A 20,956-nucleotide genomic window follows, 5' to 3' on the forward strand; every position below is an offset into this window, starting at 1 on the left:
GATGCCCATACAGCAACCTCAAGCGCGCTGAGCGCGGGCCGGTTTCGGCTTACGCTTGGAGGTGTCGGCGCGCAGAGCGCCAGCGGTACGGCCCTCGATCTCGAACTGGAGATTCGCGGGCAGCTGATCGGGCCACTGGCTCACGGCGCCCTTCGAGCGGCCGAGGGCCTTGGCGGCGGCGATGGTGCCGCCGAAGTGGTCGAGAACATCCTGCTTGGTCATGGGCGGGCCTCCTGTGTGCCCACCGAGTTTAGGTTTCTATCCACTGTGATGCAAGATTCTAAACACCCACGGGGTTTAATCTACTGAACATGGATAATCAAACGATGGGCCAGCGCATCCGAGCATTGCGCTTACAGCAGGGGCTCTCCCAGCAGGCGCTCGGCGACAAGATCGGGCGCTCAAAGGGCACAGTGAGCCAATGGGAGGCCGGGACAACCCATCCCGGCGGAGAGGTGCTGCTGCGCCTCGCTACGGTCTTGCGGCGGTCACCGCACTATCTGGCGACGGGGGCCGAGAGGACTGCTGAAACCCCCGCGTCATACCAGGCAGAGAGTCACTCGAATGTGGAAGGCCCCGCCGTGGGCGTCAGCCAAGGGAGGGTGCCTGTGAAGGGATCGGCGCAGCTCGGCCCATGCGGCTACTTCGAGGCATTGGACTACCCTGTTGAGCAGGGTGACGGCTACGTGATGGTGGAAAGCCAGGACGCCGACGCTTACGGCCTACGGGTGGTCGGCAACAGCATGATGCCGCGCATCAAGCACCACGAGTACGTCGTCATCGAGCCCAATCACCCCTACGTCAACGGCGACGAGGTGCTGGTCTGCACGCGCGACGGGCAGTGCATGATCAAGGTGTTCACCTGGCTACGTGACGGCCAGTACCGATTCGACAGCATCAACAACGACTTCGAGCCGCTGCACGTCTTCGAGGAAGAGGTGATGCGGATTCATTACGTTGGCGCCATCGTGAAGCCCTCTCGCTATATGCCCTGACTCACCGGGGCGGCGCCCGCTGGAATGCACTCATGACAGGAGGTCACCATGCGAACCGCCCCGATTATCATTGCCGCCGCACTGCTGGCCGGCACCGCTCACGCCCAGGTCAACCGATGCGAGATCAATGGTCAGCCCACGTGGCAGAGCGCACCCTGCCCGCCCGGCACAGCAGTAGATCACGTCACTGTTCCCGAGCCTGATCCTCAAGCATCTGTCCCGCCGCGGGCGACGGCACCAGAGCCAGCGGAACCTCCTGCACCAGCCCCTCCCAAGCCCGCCACCGACCATGAGATATGCAGCAGCATCTCGGAAACTGCTGAGACCGTCATGAGGGCGCGACAGAACGGGGCCTCCATGCGCGAGATGATGGGCCGAGTCGGCGACAATAGCCTGCTCCACACCATGATAATGGAAGCATTTCAGGATCCACGGTTCTCGACCGAGCCCATGCAGAATCGCTGGGTGCTGAGGTTCTCCAACAACTACTACCTCCAGTGCATGCAGCAAGCCGAAGCCCGCCGCTGACCGTTATCGGCATACCGATAACGCCCACCTAGCCCGCCCAATGAGGCGGGTTTTTTGTTGCCCCGATGTTTGATTTTCTGAACTTTCTTCCTTGACGCCATGTTTAGGTCGCTATACGCTGAGTTCAGAAAACAAGACAGGGGAACAGCCATGCAACTCACCTTCGGCAATTGGCAGGCCACGGCCAACCCGGATCGCCACTCCGGCCAGCTCGCCCCACGCGAAGCCCAGCACCTCATGGCCCTGGCCAGCGGCCTCTCCGCCAAGGAGATCGCCCGCGAGTTCGGCATCCAGCCGGCCACCGTCAAGCACAGCCTGATGCGCGTCTACGGCCGCCTGGGCGTGCACCGCGGCACTGCCGCCGTGGCCGAGGCCATCCGCCGAGGGTGGATCGCTCCCCTGGTGCTGGCGCTGATGGTCGCCGACCTCAGCGGCCAGCACATCCAGCGCGTCCGCCAGCCGGCCCGCACGCGCCAGCAAATGTCCGCCACCAGCCGGGTCGCCCGGCGCGACCTCGGGAGCCTGTTCGCATGAGCTACGCCACCCCCAACACCCTCAGCGAGCTGTACCGCCGCCACGGTCTAGCCACCGGCATCAGCGCCACCGTCATGCAGCTTCACGAATACGCCATGGCCGTGAGCCTGATGGGGCGCTACCACGCCGATGCCGATTACCAGGGCGCCAACCACTGCGTGCGCCTCACCATCCGCACGGCGCCAGCCGGCCGCCTGCTCTCGGTGGACGACATCGTACTGCCCCGCGACGACCGGCCGGCCGCCGAGGCCGTCAACCAGCTCGGCGCCGCCATCCACCGCCTCACCGGCTACCTGATGGAGGGCCCGCTGTCATGAGCATCGTCGACCAGACCCTGCGCCAGCTCATCCGCAGCCGCGTCCACGAGATCACCGATCTGGCCGAGGAAATCAGCGATCGCATGATCTACGCCGTGGACGTCGAGCAATCCGGTCAATTCGGCGCCATCGCCATCACGATCTTCGAGCTCACCGGGCATGGCGAAGGGCTGAAAGCCCAGGAGCCGATCAGCGTCACGCTGCCCGGCAACTACCACCGCCGCGATGACTGGCTCGACACCCTCGACAGGCTCGAAGAAATCGCCCAGCAGCTCCGCACCATCCGCCATGGAGGTCAGCCGTCATGAACCACGTCATCCCCGCCGCCGCGCTGGTGCTGCCCGTGCCGGTCCACGACCTCGCCGCCGCCTGGCTGCAACACGCCGAGCGCCACGGCGCCGCCGCGCCCGACACTGAGCTGCTGGCCGTGCCGATCATCGACCGCAACAACAACCCGGCCTGGCGCCCCGCCATCCGCGTGCCCAGCACCCGCACGCTGCTGGTCATCCACACCGCCCGGCCGCACGCCACCGAGGCCGCCGCCACTCAGTGCCTGGCCGACCTGCTGCTGGCCATGGCCCGCGACGGCAGCGTCCGGGTCACCCAGGGAGTCGCCGCATGAACCGCCAACCGCACAACAACACCGCGGCCACCAGCCTCGGCGGCGGATTCGCCGCCCTGGTGATCGGCGTCGCCCTGGCCACCGGCGTGGCCATCGGCCAGACACCGAGCGCCCCGGTGAACGACACCGCCCAGCGCCAGTACTGCCAGGACGTCGCCCTCTGGATCGCCGAGGCAGCGCGCAACGTGCCGATCAACCTGCGCGTCGGCCAGCCCGACTACCGCGGCACCGCCGCCGAGCAGTGCCCCGCCATCCGCCATTCCCACCTGCTGCACCTGGCCCAGCGCCAGCGCCATCCGGTGCAGTTCTGAGGAGAGATCAATGGCCAAGCACACCATTAAGGCAATGCAGGTAGGCGTGAACCCGCGGGCAATCCAGCAGGCGTTCACCTCCATCGCCGGCCCGATCATCGAGGCCGGATGCTGCGAGAGCGCCTATGGGCTCGATGAAGCGAAGCGCCATTTCGGCAACGAGGACGGTGATCTTCCCAAGGCCGGCGAGGTCATCATTGGGCGCTCGAAAGGGCTGGTCGTGAAGCTCGTCGTCGAGCCGGAGAGCGGCGGGTACTCGGGCGTGTTCCTCGAGCACGAAGAGGTCGATGGTATCGGCATCAATGCCATCCGGCTGGATGACGGAAGTCTGATCGGCCCTCACGGGGAGATTTCGTCATGATCCCCACCCCGATCTGGAAGGCCATCGCCCACCTCGCCAGCCGCCCCGCGGTCACCCGCTGGCTGCTGCGCCGGGCCATGCGCACCCCGTACTCGCACATCGTCAAGAACGGCGAGACGTACATGGAGCGCTACTGGCTGTTCAACCCCTACGACAACGCCACCCGCGTGGCCCGCCGGCCCTGGTGCCCGGTGTCGGTTCGCCTACACGTCATCCGCAAGCCGGACGAGGACGAGCACCTGCATGACCACCCGTGGGACGCCCGCACCCTGATCCTCCGCGGCTGGTACCTCGAGGAACGCCACGGCCAGCACCTGACCTCGCGCCAGCCCGGCGACACCGCCGAGATCGGCGTGCGCCGTTACCACCGCATCACCGACGTCTGCCAGGACGGCGCCGTGACGCTGTTCATCACCGGCCGCGAACGCGGCGACGGCTGGGGCTTCCTGGTCGACGGCCGGCACGTGCCGTGGCGCGAGTACTTCGCCCGCCCCTCCACCAGCCAAGCGGAGCTGTCGTCATGAACGTCGAGTACCTCGATTTCGTCAGGAACAAGACCAAGCAGGATCAGCCGAGCGGCTTCGAGTGTGCCGACTTAGGCTTCGGCGGCCTGCCGCTAAAGGGGTTTCAGGTCCACATCGTGCGCTGGGCGCTGCGCCGCGGCCGGGCGGCCATCTTCGCCAACACTGGCCTGGGAAAGACGGCCATGCAAGCCACCTGGGCGGGGCATGTCGCCGAGCGTACTGGCCTGCCCGTGCTGATCGCCGCGCCGCTGTGCGTCGCCCGCCAGACCCAGCAGGAGGCCGCAAAGTTCGGCGTCCATGTCGAGTACGTGCGGGAGATACCGGCCACGCCGGACGGGGTCTACGTCACCAACTACGAGATGCTCGACAACTTCGCCCCCGAAGCCTTCGCCGGCATCGTGCTGGACGAGTCGAGCATCCTCAAGAACCGCGACGGTAAGACCCGGCGCAAGATCATCGACGACTGGAAGGCCTGCCCCTACCGGCTTTCGTGCACTGCCACGCCCTCGCCGAACGATCACATGGAACTCGGCAACCAGGCAGAGTTCCTGGGGATCATGGGAATGGACGAGATGTTGGCCATGTTCTTCACCCACGACGGTGGCGACACCAGTAAGTGGCGCCTCAAGGGGCATGGCGCCAAGCGATTCTGGCAGTGGCTGGCGTCATGGGCGGTGACCATCCGCCTGCCGTCGGACATTGGCTTCGAGGACGACGGCTACATTCTCCCGACCCTGCACACCCACGAGCACCTGGTAGCCAGCGAGTACGGCGACGACATGTTCACGTCCATCGCGCAGAGCCTCAGCGAGCGACGCCAGGCGAAGAAAGAGACGCTGGCCGAGCGGGTGGCCAAGGTAGCCGAGACCGTCGCTCAGGAGCCGGGCGAGCCCTGGCTGGTGTGGTGCCACACCAACGACGAGTCCGACGCGCTGGCCAAGGCGATCCAGGGTGCCGTCGAGGTGCGCGGCAGCGACAGCATCGAGAAGAAGGAGCAAGCCATCAACGGCTTCCTCGACGGCAGCGTCCGGGTGCTGGTCACCAAGCCGAGTATCGCCGGCATGGGCCTGAACTTGCAGCACTGCGCCCGCATGGCGTTCGTCGGACTGGATGACAGCTTCGAGCAGATGTATCAGGCCGTCCGCCGCTGCTGGCGATTCGGCCAGGCCCGGGAGGTGCACAGCCACATCGTCAGCGCCGAAAGCCTGGGCGCGATCAAGCACAACGTCGAGCGCAAGGAACGCCAGATGGAGGATATGCAGGCCGCCATGGTGGAGCACATGAAGGACGCCATGGATTCCGGCCAGGCTGCCGCCATCGAGAAAACCGACTACCACCCCACCGTCGATATGGTGCTGCCCGCCTGGGTGGCCTAAGGAGCGATCATGAAAGGCAAGGTCCTGAACCAGGAGCTCGGCGCCGATTGGGCCATGTACCACGGCGACTGCGTGCACGTCATCGGCAACATGCCGGAGGCGTCCATCGACTACACCATCTTCTCGCCGCCGTTCGCGTCGCTCTACACCTACTCGAATAGCGACTTCGACATGGGCAATGTCCAGGACGACGACGAGTTCAGTGCGCAGTTCCAGTACCTCGTGCGTGAGCTGTACCGCGTCACCAAGCCAGGCCGGCTGCTGTCATTCCATTGCATGAACCTGCCGGCCTCGAAGGTGCGGGACGGCTACATCGGCCTCAAGGACTTCCGCGGCGACCTGATCAAGGCCTTCATCGCCGAGGGCTGGATCTTTCACTCGGAAGTCTGCATCTGGAAGGACCCGGTGACCGCCATGCAGCGGACCAAGGCGCTCGGCCTACTGCACAAGCAGATCAAAAAGGACTCGGCGATGAGCCGCCAGGGCATCCCCGACTACCTGGTCACCATGCGCAAGCCGGGCGAGAACCCCGAGCCGGTCAGCCACACCAACGAGACCTTCCCCGTTGAGCGCTGGCAGCGCTACGCCTCGCCGGTGTGGATGGACATCAACCCCAGCCGCACGCTGGCCTATCGCGACGGCCGCGACCCGGACGACGAGCGCCACATTTGCCCGCTGCAACTCGACGTGATCGAGCGCGCCATCGATCTCTGGACCAACCCCGGCGACACCGTGCTGAGCCCGTTCGGCGGCATCGGCAGCGAGCCAGTGAGCGCCATCAAGATGGGCCGCAAGGCCGTGGCCGTCGAGCTCAAGGAGAGCTACTGGCGCCTGGCCCTCAAGAATCTGCACGACGCCGAGCAGGAGCCGGTCGACATGTTCGCCAGCGCCAGCACATCCACCCCTGCCAGCGCTCAGGCGTAACCACCCGCACAAGGAGGCCCACATGGCCCGTGGCATCAACAAGGTCATCCTCATCGGCAACCTCGGGCAAGACCCCGAGGTCCGGTTCACGCCCAGCGGCACCGCGGTGGCCAACCTCAACCTCGCCACCACCGACACCTGGACCGATCGCCAGAGCGGCCAGCGCCAGGAGCGCACCGAATGGCACCGGGTGGTGATGTTCAACAAGCTCGCCGAGGTCGCCCAGCAGTACCTGCGCAAGGGCGCGCGCGTCTACGTCGAGGGCCGCCTGCAGACGCGCAAGTGGCAGGACCAGAACGGCGTCGACAAGTACTCCACCGAGATCGTCGCCAACGACATGCAAATGCTCGACACCCGCAGCGCCAGCGACACCGGCGCCAGCCAGCCCGGCGGGTTCGACGACGGCTACGGCGCGCCCCACGGCTACGACCAGGGAGGGTTCCAGTGATGACCCCATTCGTGATTGCCATCGGCGTGGTGCTCGCCGGCATCTGCCTCGCATTCGGCGGCCTGCTCACCTACATCGGTGTGGTCATGGGCTACCAGAGCGCCGACTGGCGACGCCTCAGCCCCGGCGGACGCTTCGGCCTGGCCGTGGCCGCCCTGCACGACTGGCTCCAGCGCGGCGCCATCCAGCCCACCACCACCGCCGGCGAGCTGCCGGCCTATCGGAGAGCGTGACGATGACTGAGCAACATATCGCGCAAGAACCGGCACAGGCCGGCGATTCTGAGCAGCATGAGCACTATGCTGCCGAACTCAGCCCCGGCGTCACCATTGCCAAGCTGGAGAAGCTGGCCCGTGGCGCCGCGCGCGGCACCTGGCAGCGCAACAAGACCGGCCACATTTTTGCCGGCAACGATCGGGTGGCCGAGTGCCCGCCGTGCCAGGGGCATCGCGGCGAACGTAACGCCAAGTACATCGCCGCCGCCCGGCCGGAGACCGTGCTCGCGCTGATTGATCGGCTGCGCAAGGCAGAGAGCAGCTACCCGACTCCTCACGCCTACGAGGCCGCCTGCGCCGCGCTGCACAAACAGCGGGAGCGGGCTGACCAAGCCGAGGCCCGGGAGCAGGCCCTGGCGGCGCATTTGGGCCGTCTGGAGCATGGAGGGCGCGCGCTGTATCACGAGCTGGAGCAATGGGCGCTTACCGAGCGTGACCCGGAAACTAGCTCAGCCATGTCGGCATGGATGGCTGTTGCCCGCGACAGGCCCGCCACCTCCCTCGCCCGCCGGGATGCGGAGAAGCAGGCCGAGGCAATGTCGGAGGCGCTGGATGCCCTCGAGTACATGGATAGAGAGGTTGGCAGCGACCGCGGGGCTCTCGATGCGACGCGGGACGAGTTGCGCGAGCGCATTCGTGCCTATCGCTGCCAAGCTGAGCAGGCCGACACGGACGGGGAGGAATCATGAAGCGCACCATCTACGACGAGATCCCGATCGGCCAGGCCAAGGCGGGCTCCGCCCGCCGGGGCTCCGCGCAACGCCATGCGCCCCACGACTGGACCGACGACGAGATCAGCGACGCCGAAGCCCTGCGCCGTGCCGGGCTGTCGCCCACCGCCATCAAACAGTTCCGCAAGCGCCACCCGAAGCAGGCCGACTGGAGCCGGACCCGCATGATCGAGCAGATGCTCGCGAACAAGAAGCGGCGCGACGATGCCAGCCGCCGGAAGCAGGAGGCCCAGCGGCCCGGGGAGGAATGATGGACTGGAGCAAGCTGATCACCCATGACCGCGATGAGCATTCATTCAGCGGCGAGTATCGGGATCACGAGATTGAGATCGAGCGCGAGGACGCCGACGACAGGTGGTACATCATCGTCACCGCTCCCTGCGGAATGCTCGATTACGACGGCTGGTGGTGGAATCAAGGGGCACCACTGGATGAGGCCATCGCGGAAGCGGTGCGCGGGGCGATGATCGATGAGGAGACAGCCGAGTGACCCAGCCCACCCACACCCACCGGCAGCACGGCGGCCGGTTCGCCGAATGTAGCCAGTACGCCGGCGGCGGCGCCCTCGAGGGCCAGACGCTGGTGGCCTATCGCGACCTCGACAAGGACGTGACCAGCGCCACCACGCTCGACGACTGGCACAAGAACTGGAAGCCGCTCGACGCCGACGACTGCACGCTCTGCCTGGGCACGGGGCGCGACGCCATCAAGGGCAACCAGACCAACCCCTGCGGCGGCTGCTACGGGCTCGGGAAAGTGCGGAAAGACGGCGAGGCGCCGGAGGATCGCTGGCAGCTGGCCGACGTCTCCCTGGGCATCATCCAGCGCCAGCAGCAGGAGCTCGGCCGGCTGCGCCAGATCGCCGCGCTGCCGGGGGTACAGAAGATCTTGGAGAAGCACCGCGCCGAGAACCGGCAGGCGTGGGTCGAGGAAGAACAGAACTGGCGGGAAGGCCCGGGCCGCGGGCATGGCGGCCGCCGGCACACAGGAGACTGATATGCAGGACATCAATCAGTGGCTCGATCCCAAGTACGTGCAGATCAGTCGGAAGGAGGCAGCGCGCATCATCGGCCGCAGCCCCACTGAGTTCGACCGGCTGCGCAAGACGGACTCGGATTGCCCGAAGGGATTCAAGACGGGGGACTCACGCGGGGCCCCGGTGCTCTTTCGCCTGTCAGAGGTCTACCGCTATAGTGAAGTCCTGATGGAGCGCGCTCAGGCATGAGCGCGCCGGCGGGGAAGATGAGCCAGCGCCAGCAACGATTTTCTTGTATGCCTGGCTGTATGCCGATGGGGGTTTTGGCTCATAGTGACTTGATTTATAAAGATACTACGGGTCTCCCCATCCGCACCATTCCAATTTGCCTCACTTACTCGTCTTCTTGACGACCTCTCCTCGAGGCATTCGATAATCCCCTGTGACCAGATTGTGACTTAGCCGTCGACAATCCTATTGCCATTTCTTCTCGATCTTTTCGGCCTCTTATCAATAGGCTTTAAGCCGTCCGATTTTGCCGATAAGCCGTGCGGCCAGCTCATGCTTGCCCACGCCGGCGTGCAACTCACGGTGGCAGTTCGGACACAGGGCGACGGCATTCTCTACGATATCGGGGCCCCCGTCTGCCAAGCGCCTGAGGTGATGAACCTCCAAGAATGGGGTGCCATCCTCTCGGATGAAGGGAGCGGAAGAACCGCAGCACTCACAGATACCATCGGCCTGCGTCAGCACCCACGCCACCACATCGGGATCACGCTCATACACCGTCGTACCGACCGATGTCTTATCCGGTGCCTGCCGCCCCTTCGGTGGTGTCAACGTATCATGACGATACTGGCTGCGACGTTCGTTGACTTCGGTCGCGAAGCGAGCCGATGAGGCGATACGCTGCCCTTCCGCCTCGGCGATGAACGCCTCGATCCGGGCGACGATATTGACGCCGACGTTGCACGCCGGCTTCAATCCTTCGACCCAGGCTCGCCCCTGCTGCGCGTAGACATAGGAGATGTTCTGGGCCCGATATTCGAAGGCCTTGGCCGTCCTGCCGAACCGCACCTCCAGCGCCCTATAATAGTGGGCCTTGACCACTCGTTCACCGCGACGCTGCTTGTCGAGCATCTCGATATAGGCCTCGACGGTAGCCCTGAGCTCTTCATCGCTCCATGACCTCGACATCGCGCTTTGCTTCCCTGTGGCGGAGATACCATCACAGAATAAGAGATAGCTAATAAAGTGTGCCAACGCTTACATGGCATGCCCCGACCGGTGCACCACACGATCGCTCCTTCGCCGTCATTGCCTTCTCGTTGCCGAGCCCTGCGATAGACTCGCGGAATATGCCACCACCGTGAGGTTGCCATGCCTGCCGAAGTTACCCTTTCACCAGGGATACTCGTCGCCACGTTAACGCTGTTCGCGGCAGGACTCGCCTGGACGATAGGGAAAGATCACCGCCAATAGTGCCCTCGTCGCTCACCGTCTCCTGATACTCCGTCGCGGAAGGGGCGATGAGATACCTCTCCCTAACTGTCGGCGATTTCCTATACCCCGCGCCTCCCCCTGCGCCTAGCCTGAGTGGGCATAGCGATGCAACGAGGACGGATGGATGCTGGAGATCACCATGATGCCCATGCTCCGCGGCAGCTGGGCGATGATCTGCCCCTGCGGCGCGACCGAGATCCGCGCCCCGCAGGGACCGCGCTGGGCCAGTTTCACGCTACGACGAGTGGATGCCTATCGCTACCGTGTCACCTGCCAGGCCTGCGGCCACACCACCGAGCACGCCACCAGCCCCCGTGTCGCCGGTGCCGGTCACGGCGCACAGCGCTGATTACGCCCGCCGAGCTCCCTCTTTCGCTATTCTCCACCCTCTTCTTCTCCTTGCTGTCGGCCCTATTCACTATGGCCCGCCGCCACAGTCAACATCTTCATAACCCCAGGGTTTACATGTAAGGTATGGGTCATCCGACCGCCGGCGCCCGCACGCGCCGGCGGTGCCGTTCACGCCTGCCCAGGAGGCCCGATGACATCCCCCGTCTGGCACCCCTACGCCCATCTCAAGACCCAGACCCCGTCGCCCAAGGTGGTCGGCGGCGACGGCCCGCGCTTCACCCTCGATACCGGCGAGTCGCTGCTCGACGCCACCTGCTCCTGGTGGTGCATGATCCACGGCTATCGCCATCCGCGGCTGGTCGAGGCCATCCAGCGCCAGGCCGACCAGCTGTGCCACGTGATGCTGGGCGGGCTGACCCACGAGCCGGCCGACCGCCTGGCCCGCGAGCTGGTGCGCATCACGCCGGAAGGCCTGAATCACGTGTTCTTCTCCGACAGCGGCTCGGTGGGCATGGAGGTGGCGATGAAGATGGCCGTGCAGTATCACTACCTGCGCGGCAAGCCGGCCAAGCACCGCATGCTGACGCTGATGAAGGCCTACCACGGCGATACCGCCGGCTGCATGGCGGTGTGCGATCCCGAGGAAGGCATGCACTCGCTGTTCTCCGGTTTCTTGCCGCAGCACCACTTCGCGCCCGCTCCCACCGCCGGCTTCGACGCCACCCGCGAGGAGGTGCAGGCCGATCTCGACGCCCTGCGCGGCGTGCTGGAAGCCCATCACCACGAGATCGGCGCGCTGCTGATGGAGCCGCTGCTGCAGGCGGCCGGCGGGCTCAACATGACCTCGCCCCACTACCTGCGGGGCGCCCGCGAGCTGTGCGACGAGTTCGACGTGCTGCTGATCTTCGACGAGGTCGCCACCGGCTTCGGCCGCACCGGCCGGATGTTCGCCGCCGACCATGCCGACGTGACGCCGGACATCATGGTGCTGTCCAAGGGCCTGACCGGCGGCTATCTGGGCCACGCCGCGACACTGGCCACCGACCGCGTCCACGACACCTTCATCGGCGACAGCGAGCTGCATGCCTTCATGCACGGGCCCACCTTCATGGGCAATCCGCTGGCCTGCACCGTGGCGCTGGAGAGCCTGGCGGTGTTCGAGGAGGACGACTACCTCGGCCGCATCGAGGCGCTGAACGGCGTGCTGCGCGAGGAGCTGGTGGATGACGCGGCGCTGCGCGCCCACCCGGACGTGGCCGACGTGCGCGTGCTCGGCGCCACCGCGGTGATCGAGGTCCACGACGCCGAATCGCTCAAGGGCGCGGCCGACTTCGCCCGCACCCAGGGCGTGTGGCTGCGCTCCTTCGGCCGCTGGCTGTACACCATGCCGGCCTACATCACCCCCCACGACGACATGCGCCGCATCACCGGCGCGATGAAGGGCTGGTTCCTGTCACAGGCGCGCTGAGGCGCGTCGCTCACCCTCGGGCTGGCACTCGCCGCGGCGGCGTGTCAGCCTTGGGCAAACCTTCAGGGACGACGACCGCCATGAGCCTGAGCAAGACCCGCACCAGCTTCTATCGCCGCCTCTACGTGGCCCACCTGGTCGCCACCGGCACCGCCAGCGTGCCGGCGATAATGGAGGCCACGGGCATGCCGCGACGCACCGCCCAGGACACCATCACCGCGCTGGCCGAACTGGACATCCACTGCGAGTTCGCGCCAGAACCCGGTCAGCGCCACAACATCGGCCACTACGTCATCCGCGACTGGGGCCCCATCGCTCCCGACTGGGTGACCGACCACGCCGAGATGCTGCGCCGGGCTCTCGGTTATCCCCCGCGGGACACCGCCTGAGCCGCGCGACCGGCGATTCCCATCGCGCGAGCCACTTGTTAGGGTGCTAGTGACACAAGGACATACACCCTAACGCCAGGAGGCTTCCATGCAGATCGAACTGACCGGCAAGACCGCCATCGTCACCGGCTCCACCGCAGGCATCGGCTTCGCCATCGCCAAGGGGCTGGCCGACAGCGGCGCCAGCGTGGTGGTCAACGGTCGCCAGCAGGCCGCCGTCGACGAGGCGCTGGAACGGCTGCGCCGGCAGGTGGCGGGGGCCGACGTGCGCGGCGTGGCGGCGGATCTGGGCACCGCCGAAGGCTGCGACGCCCTGTTGGCCGCCGAGCCCACCGCCGACATCCTGGTCAACAACGTCGGCATCTTCGGCCCGCAGGACTTCTTCGAGACCCCGGACGACGAGTGGCAGCGTTTCTTCGACGTCAACGTGATGTCCGGCGTACGCCTGTCGCGGGCCTACGCCGGCGGCATGGTCGAGCGCGGCTGGGGCCGTATTCTGTTCCTGTCCTCGGAGTCGGCGCTGAACATCCCCGACGACATGATCCACTACGGCGTCACCAAGACCGCCTACCTGTCGCTGTCCCGCGGCCTGGCCAAGCGCCTGGCCGGCACCGGCGTCACGGTCAACGCGGTGCTACCGGGGCCGACGCTGTCCGAGGGCGTACAGGCGATGCTCGCCGAACAGCAGAAGGAGAGCGGCAAGTCGATGGAGGAAACCGCCAGGGAGTTCGTGATGGCCCAGCGCCCGAGCTCGGTCATCCAGCGCGCGGCCACCGTCGAGGAAGTCGCCAACATGGTGGTCTACGCCGCCTCGCCCCAGGCCTCGGCCACCAGCGGCGCGGCCCTGCGCGTTGACGGTGGCGTGGTCGACACCATCGCCTGACGCTCTCGCTCGAACCTCGAACCTCAGCATAAAGCGCACCGCCCCCGGCAAATGCCGGGGGCGGTGCTGTCTTCACGCGCCAGCGCCAGGCCGCGTCACTGCATGCGAATGCCGCCGTCCAGACGGATCACCTCGCCGTTGAGCATCGGGTTGACGATGATCTGCTCGGCCAGGCGGGCGTACTCGTCGGGCCGGCCCAGCCGCTTGGGGAACGGCACCGCCGCCGAGAGCGCCTCCACGGCGGCCTCGGGCAGATCCTCCATCATCGGCGTCTCGAACACCCCCGGAGCGATGGCCATCACCCGGATGCCGTGGCGCGAGAGCTCCCGGGCCGCTGGCAGGCTCATGCCCACCACTCCGGCCTTGGAGGCACTGTAGGCGCACTGCCCCACTTGGCCGTCGAAGGCCGCCACCGAGGCGGTGTTGACGATCACCCCGCGCTCGCCGTCCTCGCCCGGGGCGTTGGCCGCCATGGCCGCCGCCGCCAGGCGCATCACGTTGAAGGTGCCGACCAGGTTGATCTGCTGGGTACGGGCGTAGTCGTCGAGATCGGCCGGATTGCCCTCGCGGTCGAGCAGCTTGGCCACGCTGACCACGCCGGCGCAGTGCACCACCCCAGCCAGACCCCGCTCACCGCCGTGGGCCACGGCGGCGTCCACCGCGGCCCGAATGTCGTCGGCCGAGGTCACGTCGCCGCGCACGGCGATAGCCGCCGCGCCGAGCCGCTCGGCCAGGGCATCGATGCCCTCGCTGAGGTCGCACAGGGTCACGCGCCCGCCTGCCGCCACCAGCCGCTCGGCGGTGGCGGCGCCCAGCCCGGAGGCGGCGCCGGTGATCAGAAAGGCGTTGTCCTTCACTTGCATGGTCATGTCTCCACGGTCAGGGGGCGGCCGCCGCCTTGTCGGCGGCATCCGCGCGCAGCTTGAAGCGCTGGATCTTGCCGCTGGGGGTCTTGGGCAGGGCGTCGACGAACTCGATTTCCCGCGGGAAGGCGTGGGCCGAGAGCCGCTCGCGCACCTGCTGCCGGATCTCCTCGGCCAGCGACTCGCTGGGCTCGTGCTCGTCGCGCAGCACCACGTAGGCACGGATGATCTCGCCGCGCAGCGCGTCGGGCTGGCCGACGGCAGCGGACTCGGCCACCGCCGGATGCGTCAGCACCGAGTTCTCCACGTCGGTGGGGCCGACGCGATAGCCCGAGGTGGTGATGATGTCGTCGTTGCGCCCGGCGAACTGGAAGGTACCGTCTTCATGGCCGACCACCACGTCGCCGGTCAGGTAATAGCCGTCGATGAAGGGATCCTTCTCCTGCCAGGTGTAGCCGGCGAAGAAGTGCGCGGGCGAGCGGGCGATGTCCACCGCCAGCACCCCGGGCTCGCCCGGCGGCAGCTCGCGGCCCTCGGCGTCGAGGATCGCCAGCCGGTAGCCGGGCAGCGGCGCGCCCATGCCGCCGACGGGCCGGGGATGGCCGAGCACATGGTGATTGCAGCAGGTCATGCCGGTCTCGGTCTGGCCGTAGTGGTCCATCACCGGGCAGCCCAGTGCCCGCTCCACCCAGCCTACCACCTCGGTGTTGAGCGGCTCGCCCGCCGAGCTCGCGCGCCGCAGCGCGAGGTCCTCGGCCGCCCCATCGAACAGCCCCGAGGCCTTCATCAACCGATAGGCGGTGGGGGCGGCGGCGAAGTTGGTGATCTCATGGCGCCGCAGGAAGTCCCGCGCCACCTCGGCGCCGAAGCCCGCCTCGCAGAAGTGGGTGGTCGCGCCCAGCAGCAGCGGCCCGGTGATGGCGTAGTAGAGCCCGTAGGCCCAGCCCGGGTCGGCCATGTTCCAGAAGCGGTCGTCGCGGTCGAGGCCCACGGCCAGCTCCATGTAGAGCGCGAAGGCCGGCAGCGCCGAGAGCGGCACGGCCACGCCCTTGGGCTTGCCCACCGTGCCGGAGGTGAACATCTGCAGGAAGGGCGCGTCCGGCGACTGGCGAGGCGGCGGCGTGGCGATCGGCGCGTGCTCGAGGGCGGCCGCCCAGTCGCGGTCGTCGCCATGAGCGTCATCGGCGCCGCCCACGGCGAGCACCGGCGGGCACTCGGCCAGGCCGTCGAACTTGGCCCGATTGGCGTGATCGGTGATCACCAGCCGCGTCCCGGCGCGCTCGAGGCGATAGCCGACCGAGTCCGGCCCGAAGGCGGTGAACAGCGGCTGGTAGACCGCGCCGATGCGCCAGGCGGCGAGCACCGCGACCAAAAGCTCGGGCGTACGCGGCAGCATGCCGGCGATGCGATCGCCCTCGCCCAGGCCCCGAGCGGCGAACCAGCCGGCCAGGCGTTCGCTGGCCTCGGCCAGCTCGGCGTAGCTCAGGGTCGTGACGCGGCCGTCGACGCTTTCGTGCACCAGCGCCGTCATCGCCCCGCCCCCCTCGCGCAGGTGGCGGCCGCAGCAGGCCTCGAAGGCGTTGAGGCGGCCGTCGGCGTGGTCGTCGAGCCGCGCGATCACGGCATCGAGGGAGAAGGTCTCGAGATAGGCGGCGAGAGAGGGGGCAAGATCGGACAGCGTCGCGGGCGTGCTCATGAAAGGCCTCCGTGGCGGGCACCCGGCGTCGAGGCCGGAACGCCCGCGGATTGTTGTTATGCGTCTGCGGGTCGCGGCGACACGGCCGGAAAGTTATTTTTATTCCGTTGACGTAAACGTCAACATGAACCGTGCTCGACTCAAGCTAGAGGTTTCGCCATGGCGGAGCAAGGCATATGAACGTTCGAGCGGCTAGACCATGGTCGAGCCCACCGTGCGACGGGCTCGACGTTGGTGGGTCAGACGCGCGGCACCATCAGCATGGCCACCAGCTCGCGGCCCAGCTCCTCGGGGGAGCGCTCGCCCTCGGGGTCGTACCAGCGCACCGTCCAGTTCAGCGCGCCCATCACGAAGCGCGAGACCAGGAAACGGTCGCCTTGAATCAGCCCGGCGGCCAGGGCCTCGTCGATGACCGTCTCCCACAGCGCCTCGTAGGCGTCGCGCAGATGGCCGAGGTGGGCACGGGCGTCGTCGTCCAGGCGGCGCCATTCGTAGAGCGCGACGACGTGGGCGTTGCGATCGGTGAGCAGGGTCTCCAGGTGGGCACGGGCCATGGCCTGCAACCTTGCCTCCGGGTCGCGGTCACACGCCTCGAGGGCCGCATGGGCGATCGCCAGGGCGTTGCGGGTGCCCTCCTCGATCACCGCGGCCAGGATCTCCTGCTTGTCGCGGAAGTGATGGAACAGGCTCCCCGACTTGATGCCCATCTCCTCGGCCAGCATGCGCACCGTGGTCCGGTCGAAGCCCTCCTGCACGAACAGCTGGGCGGCCTGGCGGGTGAGCTCCTTGCGACGCGGGGAGTCATTCATTACATTCATCGACATTCACACTAGCGCTTGCTTGGTTAGCCTGAGAGAACCATAGCCCCTTCGGCGGGTCAACGCGCCCGCCGCCCTCCCTCATAACAATCCGTATCGGGAGCCACGCCATGAGTGATTCACGGGAGATCGTCTTCCTTTCCGCCGCCCGCACGCCGATGGGCGGCCTGCTGGGCAGCCTCGCCCGCCTGAGCGCGCCGGAGCTCGCCGCCACCGCGATCAGGGCCGTCATCGAGCGCGCCGGCATCGACGCCGCGGCCATCGACGAGGGCTTCATGGGCTGCGTGCTGCCGGCCGGCGTCAAGCAGGGCCCGGCCCGCCAGGCCATGCGCCAGGCCGGCATTCCGGACGCGGTCGGCGCCACCACCGTCAACAAGCTGTGCGGCTCCGGCATGAAGGCCACCATGCTGGCCCACGACCTGATCCGCGCCGGCTCCGGCGAGGTGATGCTGGCCGGCGGCATGGAGTCGATGTCCAACGCGCCCCACGTGCTGCCCAAGGCGCGCTCGGGCTATCGCCTGGGCCACGGCGAGCTCAAGGATCACATGTTCCTCGACGGCCTGGAGGACGCCGAGACCGGCCAGCTGATGGGCGGCTTCGCCCAGCAGATCGCCGACGCCCGGGGCTATTCCCGCGAGCGCCTGGACGACTTCGCCATCGCCTCGCTGGAGCGCGCCATGGAGGCCACCAACGCCGGCCACCTCGACGCGGAAATGGCGCCGGTCACCGTCACCAGCCGCCACGGCGAGAGCGTGGTCGAGCACGACGAGCAGCCCTTTCAGGCCAAGCTCGACAGGATCCGCGCGCTGCGCCCGGCCTTCGCCCAGGACGGCACCATCACCGCGGCCAACTCGAGCTCGATCTCCGACGGCGCCTCGGCGCTGCTGCTGGCCAGCGGCGACGCGGCCAGCCGCCTGGGCGCGCGGCCGATCGCCCGCATGATCGGCCACAGCACCCACTCGCGCCACCCCAGCGAATTCACCATCGCCCCGGTGGGCGCCATCGAGACGCTGATGAAGCGGCTCGGCTGGGACGTGGACGACGTCGACCTGTTCGAGATCAACGAGGCCTTCGCCGTGGTCACCCTGATCGCCATGGACGATCTCGGCCTGCCCCACGACAAGGTCAACGTCTTCGGCGGCGCCTGCGCCCAGGGCCACCCCATCGGCTCCACCGGCTCACGCATCCTCGCCACCCTGATTCACGCCCTGCGCACCACCGGCGGCCGGCGCGGCATCGCCAGCCTGTGCATCGGCGGCGGGGAGGCCACCGCAGTGGCCGTGGAACTGATCGACTGACGATCTCCGTCGCCCGCCATATGCGCCCGCCTCCATGGCGGGCGTTTTCATTGGCTCGAGGAGGAAAGCCGCTCCAGCCGCAGCCGCTCGCGGGCGTCGAACAGCCGCCGGCTGGCGAGTGACACGGCCACCAGGGTACCGAAGCCGGTACCGAGGGTGATGGCAAACATGATCAGGATCTGATACTTGACCGCCAGGGCCGGCGCGGTGCCGGCCAGGATCTGGCCGGTCATCATGCCCGGCAGGCTGACCACCCCGGCGGCGGCCATGGCGTTGATCGTCGGCATCAGGCCGCTGCGCATGGCCTCGCGACGCAGATCGCCGATCGCCTCCTGCCAGGGCTGGCCGAGCATCAGCCGGTTCTCGATCACCGCGCGCTGCCGCCAGGCGCCGTCGGTCAGCCGGTCCAGCGCCAGGGCCACGCCGGTCATGGTGTTGCCGAGCATCATGCCCAGCAGCGGGATGGCGTACTGGGGGCGATACCAGGGCTCGGGGCCGATGATCACCGTCAGGCTGAGCACTGCGACGCTGAATGACGACAGAAACATCGCCAGGGTGCCGATGCCGAAGCCCCAGCCGCCGGTCAGCCGGCGCGTCTGGCGTGCCACCACCTCGCGCCCGGCGATCAGCAGCATGCCGGTCGCCATCAGCGCCACCCAGTGAAAGCGCGCCGAGGCGAACAGCGCCTCCAGCACCAATCCGACCAGCGTCAGCTGGATGGCGGTGCGGGCCGCGGCGATCAGCAGGCTGCGCCCCACCCCCAGGCGGGCGGCCATGGTGCAGCCGGCCAGCGCCACCACCAACAGCGCCGCCAGCGCCAGCTGCCACCAGGCCAGTTCGATTACGCCCATGCCGGATCTCCCGCCTCGGTCAGCCGCCCCGCCTCGAGCCTGAGATGCCGATCGGCGACCCGGGCGATCTGGGCGATGTCATGGGCCACCCAGATCGTCGGCCAGCCGGCCTCGCGGATACGCGCACACAGCCAGTCCTCGACCCGACGCGCGGTCTCGGCGTCGAGGTTGGCGGTGGGCTCGTCCAGCAGCAGCGCCGCGGGCGCGGGCGTCACCGCCCGCAGCAGCGCCAGCCGCTGCCGCTCGCCCGAGGACAGCCGCTCCACCGGCCAATCGAGGGTGGCGGACTCGAAGCCCAGCGCCGCGAGCCCCGCGACCTCCGCGGAGGGGAAGTGGTCGCCGACGCGCTCGGCCCACCAGCGGCTCTCGGCCGGCACCAGCCGCACCCGGCGACGCCACTCGTGGCCGGCGAGCGACGCGCGTGCGGTCGCGCCCAGCCAGGCCTCGCCTTCGTGCGGGTCGAGGTCTGCCACCGCGCGCAGCAGCCGGCTCTTGCCGCTACCGCTGACCCCGGAGAGGCACAGCACCTCTCCGGCGGCGACTGTCAGCGCAACGTCCTGAAGCTCGCCGACGGCGAGACCTTCGAGACGCAGCGCTCCGGACGCGCATCCGCCGCCTCGACCCATGGCGCATTGCCGGGGTGCTTCTTCTTCCATAGCCTGATCTCTCCCGTTCTCGACACCGGCGACTGCCATGCGTCCATCCTCGCTCTCCCGCCATCCGCTGGCTACCATCGTCATCGCCCAGCTGTTCGGCACCTCGCTGTGGTTCAGCGTCAACGGCGTGGGGCTGTCGCTGACCGCCGAGCTCGGCCTCACCGATACCGACCTCGGCCGGCTGACGCTGGCGGTGCAGGCCGGCTTCATCCTCGGCGCTCTGGGGCTCGCCGTCAGCGGGCTCACCGACCGCTTCCGCGCCAGCCATGTGTTCGCCGCGGCGAGCCTGGCCGGCGCGCTGGTCAACGCCGGCTTCGTGCTGGCCGCGCCGTCTCCCGTCCCGGCGCTCGCGCTGCGTTTTCTCACCGGCGTCTGCCTGGCCGGCATCTACCCGCTGGGCATGAAGCTGGTGATCGGCTGGACGCCGAGGCACACCGGGGCGGCGCTGGCCTGGCTGGTGGGCATGCTGACGCTGGGCACCGCCCTGCCCCATCTGCTGCGCGGCGCTACCCTCGGGCTGCCCTGGCAGTGGCCGCTGCTCGGCGCCTCGGGGCTCGCGCTGCTCGGAGGCGCCCTGGTGCTTCTGCTGGGCGACGGCCCGCACCTGCCGCCGCCGGGGGGCCGGGCGCGGCTGCGAGAGGGGCTCGCCGCGCTGCGCGACGCCCGCTTCCGCGCCGTGGCCGGCGGCTACTTCGGCCACTGCTGGGAGCTCTACGCGATGTGGACGCTGACGCCCTTCCTGGTCGGCCGCGAGCTGGCACGGCTCTCGGCGTCACCGGCGCTGGTGCCGTGGCTGGCCTTCGGCGTGATCGCACTGGGCGCGGCCGGCTGCGTGCTGGGCGGCCGGCTGAGCCGGCGCCACGGCAGCCTGCCGGTGGCCCGCGGGGCGCTGGCCGCCTCGGGACTGATCTGCCTCGGCTATCCCGTGCTCGCCGAGGCCACGCCCTGGCTGCCGCTCGCGCTGCTGGCCGTCTGGGGGCTGACGGTGATCGCCGACTCGCCGCAGTTCTCGGCCCTGGCCGCCGCCAACGCCCCGCAAGACCACGTCGGCTCGACGCTGGCGGTGATGAACGCCATCGGCTTCGGCCTGACGCTGCCCGGCATCTGGCTGACCACCACGCTGTGGGCCTCGCTGGGGCCCTGGGCGGTGTGGTGGCTGCTGCCGGGGCCCGCGCTGGGGCTGTGGGTGCTGCGTGGCGCGAGCGTCGTCTTGCCCGTCGACCCCGAGGACGACGGGCGGAATTGACGTCGATCAAGG

At 68.1% G+C, this 20,956-nt stretch carries 30 protein-coding genes and 1 pseudogene; 24 read left to right on the forward strand and 7 right to left on the reverse strand.

Annotated elements, in window-relative coordinates:
- Window positions 1-18: 18 nt before the first annotated feature.
- A complete protein-coding gene (locus tag MYL53_RS05860; RefSeq protein WP_247852697.1) occupies window positions 19-222 on the reverse strand; it encodes a Cro/CI family transcriptional regulator in 204 nt (67 codons plus the stop codon).
- Between the two features lie 104 nt (window positions 223-326).
- On the opposite strand from MYL53_RS05860, the gene MYL53_RS05865 reads away from it, so the two are divergent.
- The 18 genes and pseudogenes from MYL53_RS05865 to MYL53_RS05950 all read left to right on the forward strand — a co-directional run bounded on the left by MYL53_RS05865 (window position 327) and on the right by MYL53_RS05950 (window position 9,171).
- Window positions 327-995: an XRE family transcriptional regulator gene (locus MYL53_RS05865; RefSeq protein ID WP_247852698.1), complete on the forward strand. Its 669-nt coding sequence runs from the start codon at window positions 327-329 to the stop codon at window positions 993-995.
- Window positions 996-1,043: 48 nt separating this feature from the next.
- Window positions 1,044-1,523 carry a hypothetical protein gene (locus tag MYL53_RS05870; protein WP_247852699.1) on the forward strand — a complete coding sequence of 160 codons (480 nt, stop codon included), beginning with the start codon at window positions 1,044-1,046 and terminating at the stop codon, window positions 1,521-1,523.
- 150 nt (window positions 1,524-1,673) lie between these two features.
- Window positions 1,674-2,057, forward strand: coding sequence for a response regulator transcription factor (locus tag MYL53_RS05875; RefSeq protein WP_247852700.1), 384 nt, complete (start codon window positions 1,674-1,676; stop codon window positions 2,055-2,057).
- Window positions 2,054-2,374, forward strand: coding sequence for a hypothetical protein (locus MYL53_RS05880; RefSeq protein WP_247852701.1), 321 nt, complete (start codon window positions 2,054-2,056; stop codon window positions 2,372-2,374). The genes MYL53_RS05875 and MYL53_RS05880 overlap by 4 nt, the downstream gene beginning before the upstream one ends.
- The gene (locus tag MYL53_RS05885) at window positions 2,371-2,682 is read left to right on the forward strand and encodes a hypothetical protein (protein ID WP_247852702.1); all 312 of its coding nucleotides are present in this window, start codon (window positions 2,371-2,373) and stop codon (window positions 2,680-2,682) included. Before MYL53_RS05880 ends, MYL53_RS05885 begins: the two co-directional genes overlap by 4 nt.
- Window positions 2,679-2,996 carry a hypothetical protein gene (locus tag MYL53_RS05890; protein WP_247852703.1) on the forward strand — a complete coding sequence of 106 codons (318 nt, stop codon included), beginning with the start codon at window positions 2,679-2,681 and terminating at the stop codon, window positions 2,994-2,996. Before MYL53_RS05885 ends, MYL53_RS05890 begins: the two co-directional genes overlap by 4 nt.
- Complete coding sequence (locus MYL53_RS05895) at window positions 2,993-3,307, forward strand: hypothetical protein (RefSeq protein ID WP_247852704.1); 315 nt, start codon at window positions 2,993-2,995, stop codon at window positions 3,305-3,307. Before MYL53_RS05890 ends, MYL53_RS05895 begins: the two co-directional genes overlap by 4 nt.
- Before the next feature lie 10 nt (window positions 3,308-3,317).
- On the forward strand, window positions 3,318-3,668 hold the full coding sequence (locus MYL53_RS05900; protein ID WP_247852705.1) for a hypothetical protein: 351 nt from the start codon (window positions 3,318-3,320) through the stop codon (window positions 3,666-3,668).
- The gene (locus MYL53_RS05905; RefSeq protein WP_247852706.1) at window positions 3,665-4,192 is read left to right on the forward strand and encodes a death domain-containing protein; all 528 of its coding nucleotides are present in this window, start codon (window positions 3,665-3,667) and stop codon (window positions 4,190-4,192) included. The genes MYL53_RS05900 and MYL53_RS05905 overlap by 4 nt, the downstream gene beginning before the upstream one ends.
- Window positions 4,189-5,568 (forward strand): helicase-related protein, encoded by a 1,380-nt coding sequence (locus MYL53_RS05910; protein WP_247852707.1) that lies wholly within the window; start codon window positions 4,189-4,191, stop codon window positions 5,566-5,568. Before MYL53_RS05905 ends, MYL53_RS05910 begins: the two co-directional genes overlap by 4 nt.
- Window positions 5,569-5,577: 9 nt before the next feature.
- Window positions 5,578-6,492 carry a DNA-methyltransferase gene (locus tag MYL53_RS05915; protein WP_247852708.1) on the forward strand — a complete coding sequence of 305 codons (915 nt, stop codon included), beginning with the start codon at window positions 5,578-5,580 and terminating at the stop codon, window positions 6,490-6,492.
- Between the two features lie 22 nt (window positions 6,493-6,514).
- Window positions 6,515-6,931 (forward strand): annotated as a pseudogene (gene ssb, locus MYL53_RS05920) (single-stranded DNA-binding protein); the annotation flags it as partial.
- An 8-nt stretch (window positions 6,932-6,939) separates the two neighbouring features.
- Complete coding sequence (locus MYL53_RS05925) at window positions 6,940-7,173, forward strand: hypothetical protein (RefSeq protein ID WP_247852709.1); 234 nt, start codon at window positions 6,940-6,942, stop codon at window positions 7,171-7,173.
- Window positions 7,174-7,175: 2 nt separating this feature from the next.
- Complete coding sequence (locus MYL53_RS05930) at window positions 7,176-7,904, forward strand: hypothetical protein (RefSeq protein ID WP_247852710.1); 729 nt, start codon at window positions 7,176-7,178, stop codon at window positions 7,902-7,904.
- The gene (locus tag MYL53_RS05935; RefSeq protein WP_247852711.1) at window positions 7,901-8,197 is read left to right on the forward strand and encodes a hypothetical protein; all 297 of its coding nucleotides are present in this window, start codon (window positions 7,901-7,903) and stop codon (window positions 8,195-8,197) included. The genes MYL53_RS05930 and MYL53_RS05935 overlap by 4 nt, the downstream gene beginning before the upstream one ends.
- Window positions 8,197-8,436 carry a hypothetical protein gene (locus MYL53_RS05940; protein ID WP_247852712.1) on the forward strand — a complete coding sequence of 80 codons (240 nt, stop codon included), beginning with the start codon at window positions 8,197-8,199 and terminating at the stop codon, window positions 8,434-8,436. The genes MYL53_RS05935 and MYL53_RS05940 overlap by 1 nt, the downstream gene beginning before the upstream one ends.
- Complete coding sequence (locus MYL53_RS05945) at window positions 8,433-8,942, forward strand: hypothetical protein (protein ID WP_247852713.1); 510 nt, start codon at window positions 8,433-8,435, stop codon at window positions 8,940-8,942. The genes MYL53_RS05940 and MYL53_RS05945 overlap by 4 nt, the downstream gene beginning before the upstream one ends.
- Before the next feature lies 1 nt (window position 8,943).
- Complete coding sequence (locus tag MYL53_RS05950; protein ID WP_247852714.1) at window positions 8,944-9,171, forward strand: hypothetical protein; 228 nt, start codon at window positions 8,944-8,946, stop codon at window positions 9,169-9,171.
- 261 nt (window positions 9,172-9,432) lie between these two features.
- Here the strand turns inward: MYL53_RS05950 and MYL53_RS17255 are convergent, their stop codons facing one another.
- On the reverse strand, window positions 9,433-10,119 hold the full coding sequence (locus MYL53_RS17255; protein ID WP_282103420.1) for an HNH endonuclease: 687 nt from the start codon (window positions 10,117-10,119) through the stop codon (window positions 9,433-9,435).
- Window positions 10,120-10,564: 445 nt separating this feature from the next.
- On the opposite strand from MYL53_RS17255, the gene MYL53_RS05960 reads away from it, so the two are divergent.
- The 4 genes from MYL53_RS05960 to MYL53_RS05975 all read left to right on the forward strand — a co-directional run bounded on the left by MYL53_RS05960 (window position 10,565) and on the right by MYL53_RS05975 (window position 13,516).
- Window positions 10,565-10,774, forward strand: coding sequence for a hypothetical protein (locus tag MYL53_RS05960; protein ID WP_247852715.1), 210 nt, complete (start codon window positions 10,565-10,567; stop codon window positions 10,772-10,774).
- Window positions 10,775-10,966: 192 nt separating this feature from the next.
- Window positions 10,967-12,244: an adenosylmethionine--8-amino-7-oxononanoate transaminase gene (gene bioA, locus MYL53_RS05965; protein WP_247852716.1), complete on the forward strand. Its 1,278-nt coding sequence runs from the start codon at window positions 10,967-10,969 to the stop codon at window positions 12,242-12,244.
- Window positions 12,245-12,324: 80 nt separating this feature from the next.
- Window positions 12,325-12,633 carry a winged helix-turn-helix domain-containing protein gene (locus tag MYL53_RS05970; protein WP_247852717.1) on the forward strand — a complete coding sequence of 103 codons (309 nt, stop codon included), beginning with the start codon at window positions 12,325-12,327 and terminating at the stop codon, window positions 12,631-12,633.
- An 88-nt stretch (window positions 12,634-12,721) separates the two neighbouring features.
- Window positions 12,722-13,516 carry an SDR family NAD(P)-dependent oxidoreductase gene (locus MYL53_RS05975; protein WP_247852718.1) on the forward strand — a complete coding sequence of 265 codons (795 nt, stop codon included), beginning with the start codon at window positions 12,722-12,724 and terminating at the stop codon, window positions 13,514-13,516.
- Window positions 13,517-13,611: 95 nt separating this feature from the next.
- Here the strand turns inward: MYL53_RS05975 and MYL53_RS05980 are convergent, their stop codons facing one another.
- The 3 genes from MYL53_RS05980 to MYL53_RS05990 form a co-directional block, all read right to left on the reverse strand.
- Window positions 13,612-14,379 carry an SDR family NAD(P)-dependent oxidoreductase gene (locus MYL53_RS05980; RefSeq protein ID WP_247852719.1) on the reverse strand — a complete coding sequence of 256 codons (768 nt, stop codon included), beginning with the start codon at window positions 14,377-14,379 and terminating at the stop codon, window positions 13,612-13,614.
- 16 nt (window positions 14,380-14,395) lie between these two features.
- Window positions 14,396-16,075: an AMP-binding protein gene (locus MYL53_RS05985; protein ID WP_247852720.1), complete on the reverse strand. Its 1,680-nt coding sequence runs from the start codon at window positions 16,073-16,075 to the stop codon at window positions 14,396-14,398.
- 239 nt (window positions 16,076-16,314) lie between these two features.
- Window positions 16,315-16,884, reverse strand: a complete 570-nt coding sequence (locus MYL53_RS05990; protein WP_247852721.1) for a TetR/AcrR family transcriptional regulator — start codon at window positions 16,882-16,884, stop codon at window positions 16,315-16,317.
- A 119-nt stretch (window positions 16,885-17,003) separates the two neighbouring features.
- On the opposite strand from MYL53_RS05990, the gene MYL53_RS05995 reads away from it, so the two are divergent.
- Window positions 17,004-18,191, forward strand: a complete 1,188-nt coding sequence (locus MYL53_RS05995; protein ID WP_247852722.1) for an acetyl-CoA C-acyltransferase — start codon at window positions 17,004-17,006, stop codon at window positions 18,189-18,191.
- Between the two features lie 47 nt (window positions 18,192-18,238).
- Here the strand turns inward: MYL53_RS05995 and MYL53_RS06000 are convergent, their stop codons facing one another.
- Window positions 18,239-19,042, reverse strand: coding sequence for an ABC transporter permease (locus MYL53_RS06000; protein WP_247852723.1), 804 nt, complete (start codon window positions 19,040-19,042; stop codon window positions 18,239-18,241).
- Window positions 19,033-19,698: an ABC transporter ATP-binding protein gene (locus tag MYL53_RS06005; RefSeq protein WP_247852724.1), complete on the reverse strand. Its 666-nt coding sequence runs from the start codon at window positions 19,696-19,698 to the stop codon at window positions 19,033-19,035. The genes MYL53_RS06000 and MYL53_RS06005 overlap by 10 nt, the downstream gene beginning before the upstream one ends.
- A 37-nt stretch (window positions 19,699-19,735) precedes the next feature.
- Here MYL53_RS06005 and MYL53_RS06010 point away from each other — a divergent pair, with 37 nt between their 5' ends.
- Window positions 19,736-20,944: an MFS transporter gene (locus MYL53_RS06010; RefSeq protein WP_247852725.1), complete on the forward strand. Its 1,209-nt coding sequence runs from the start codon at window positions 19,736-19,738 to the stop codon at window positions 20,942-20,944.
- Window positions 20,945-20,956 lie beyond the last annotated feature (12 nt).

The organism is Halomonas getboli (assembly GCF_023094245.1).
GTDB classification, from domain to species: Bacteria; Pseudomonadota; Gammaproteobacteria; order Pseudomonadales; family Halomonadaceae; genus Halomonas; species Halomonas getboli.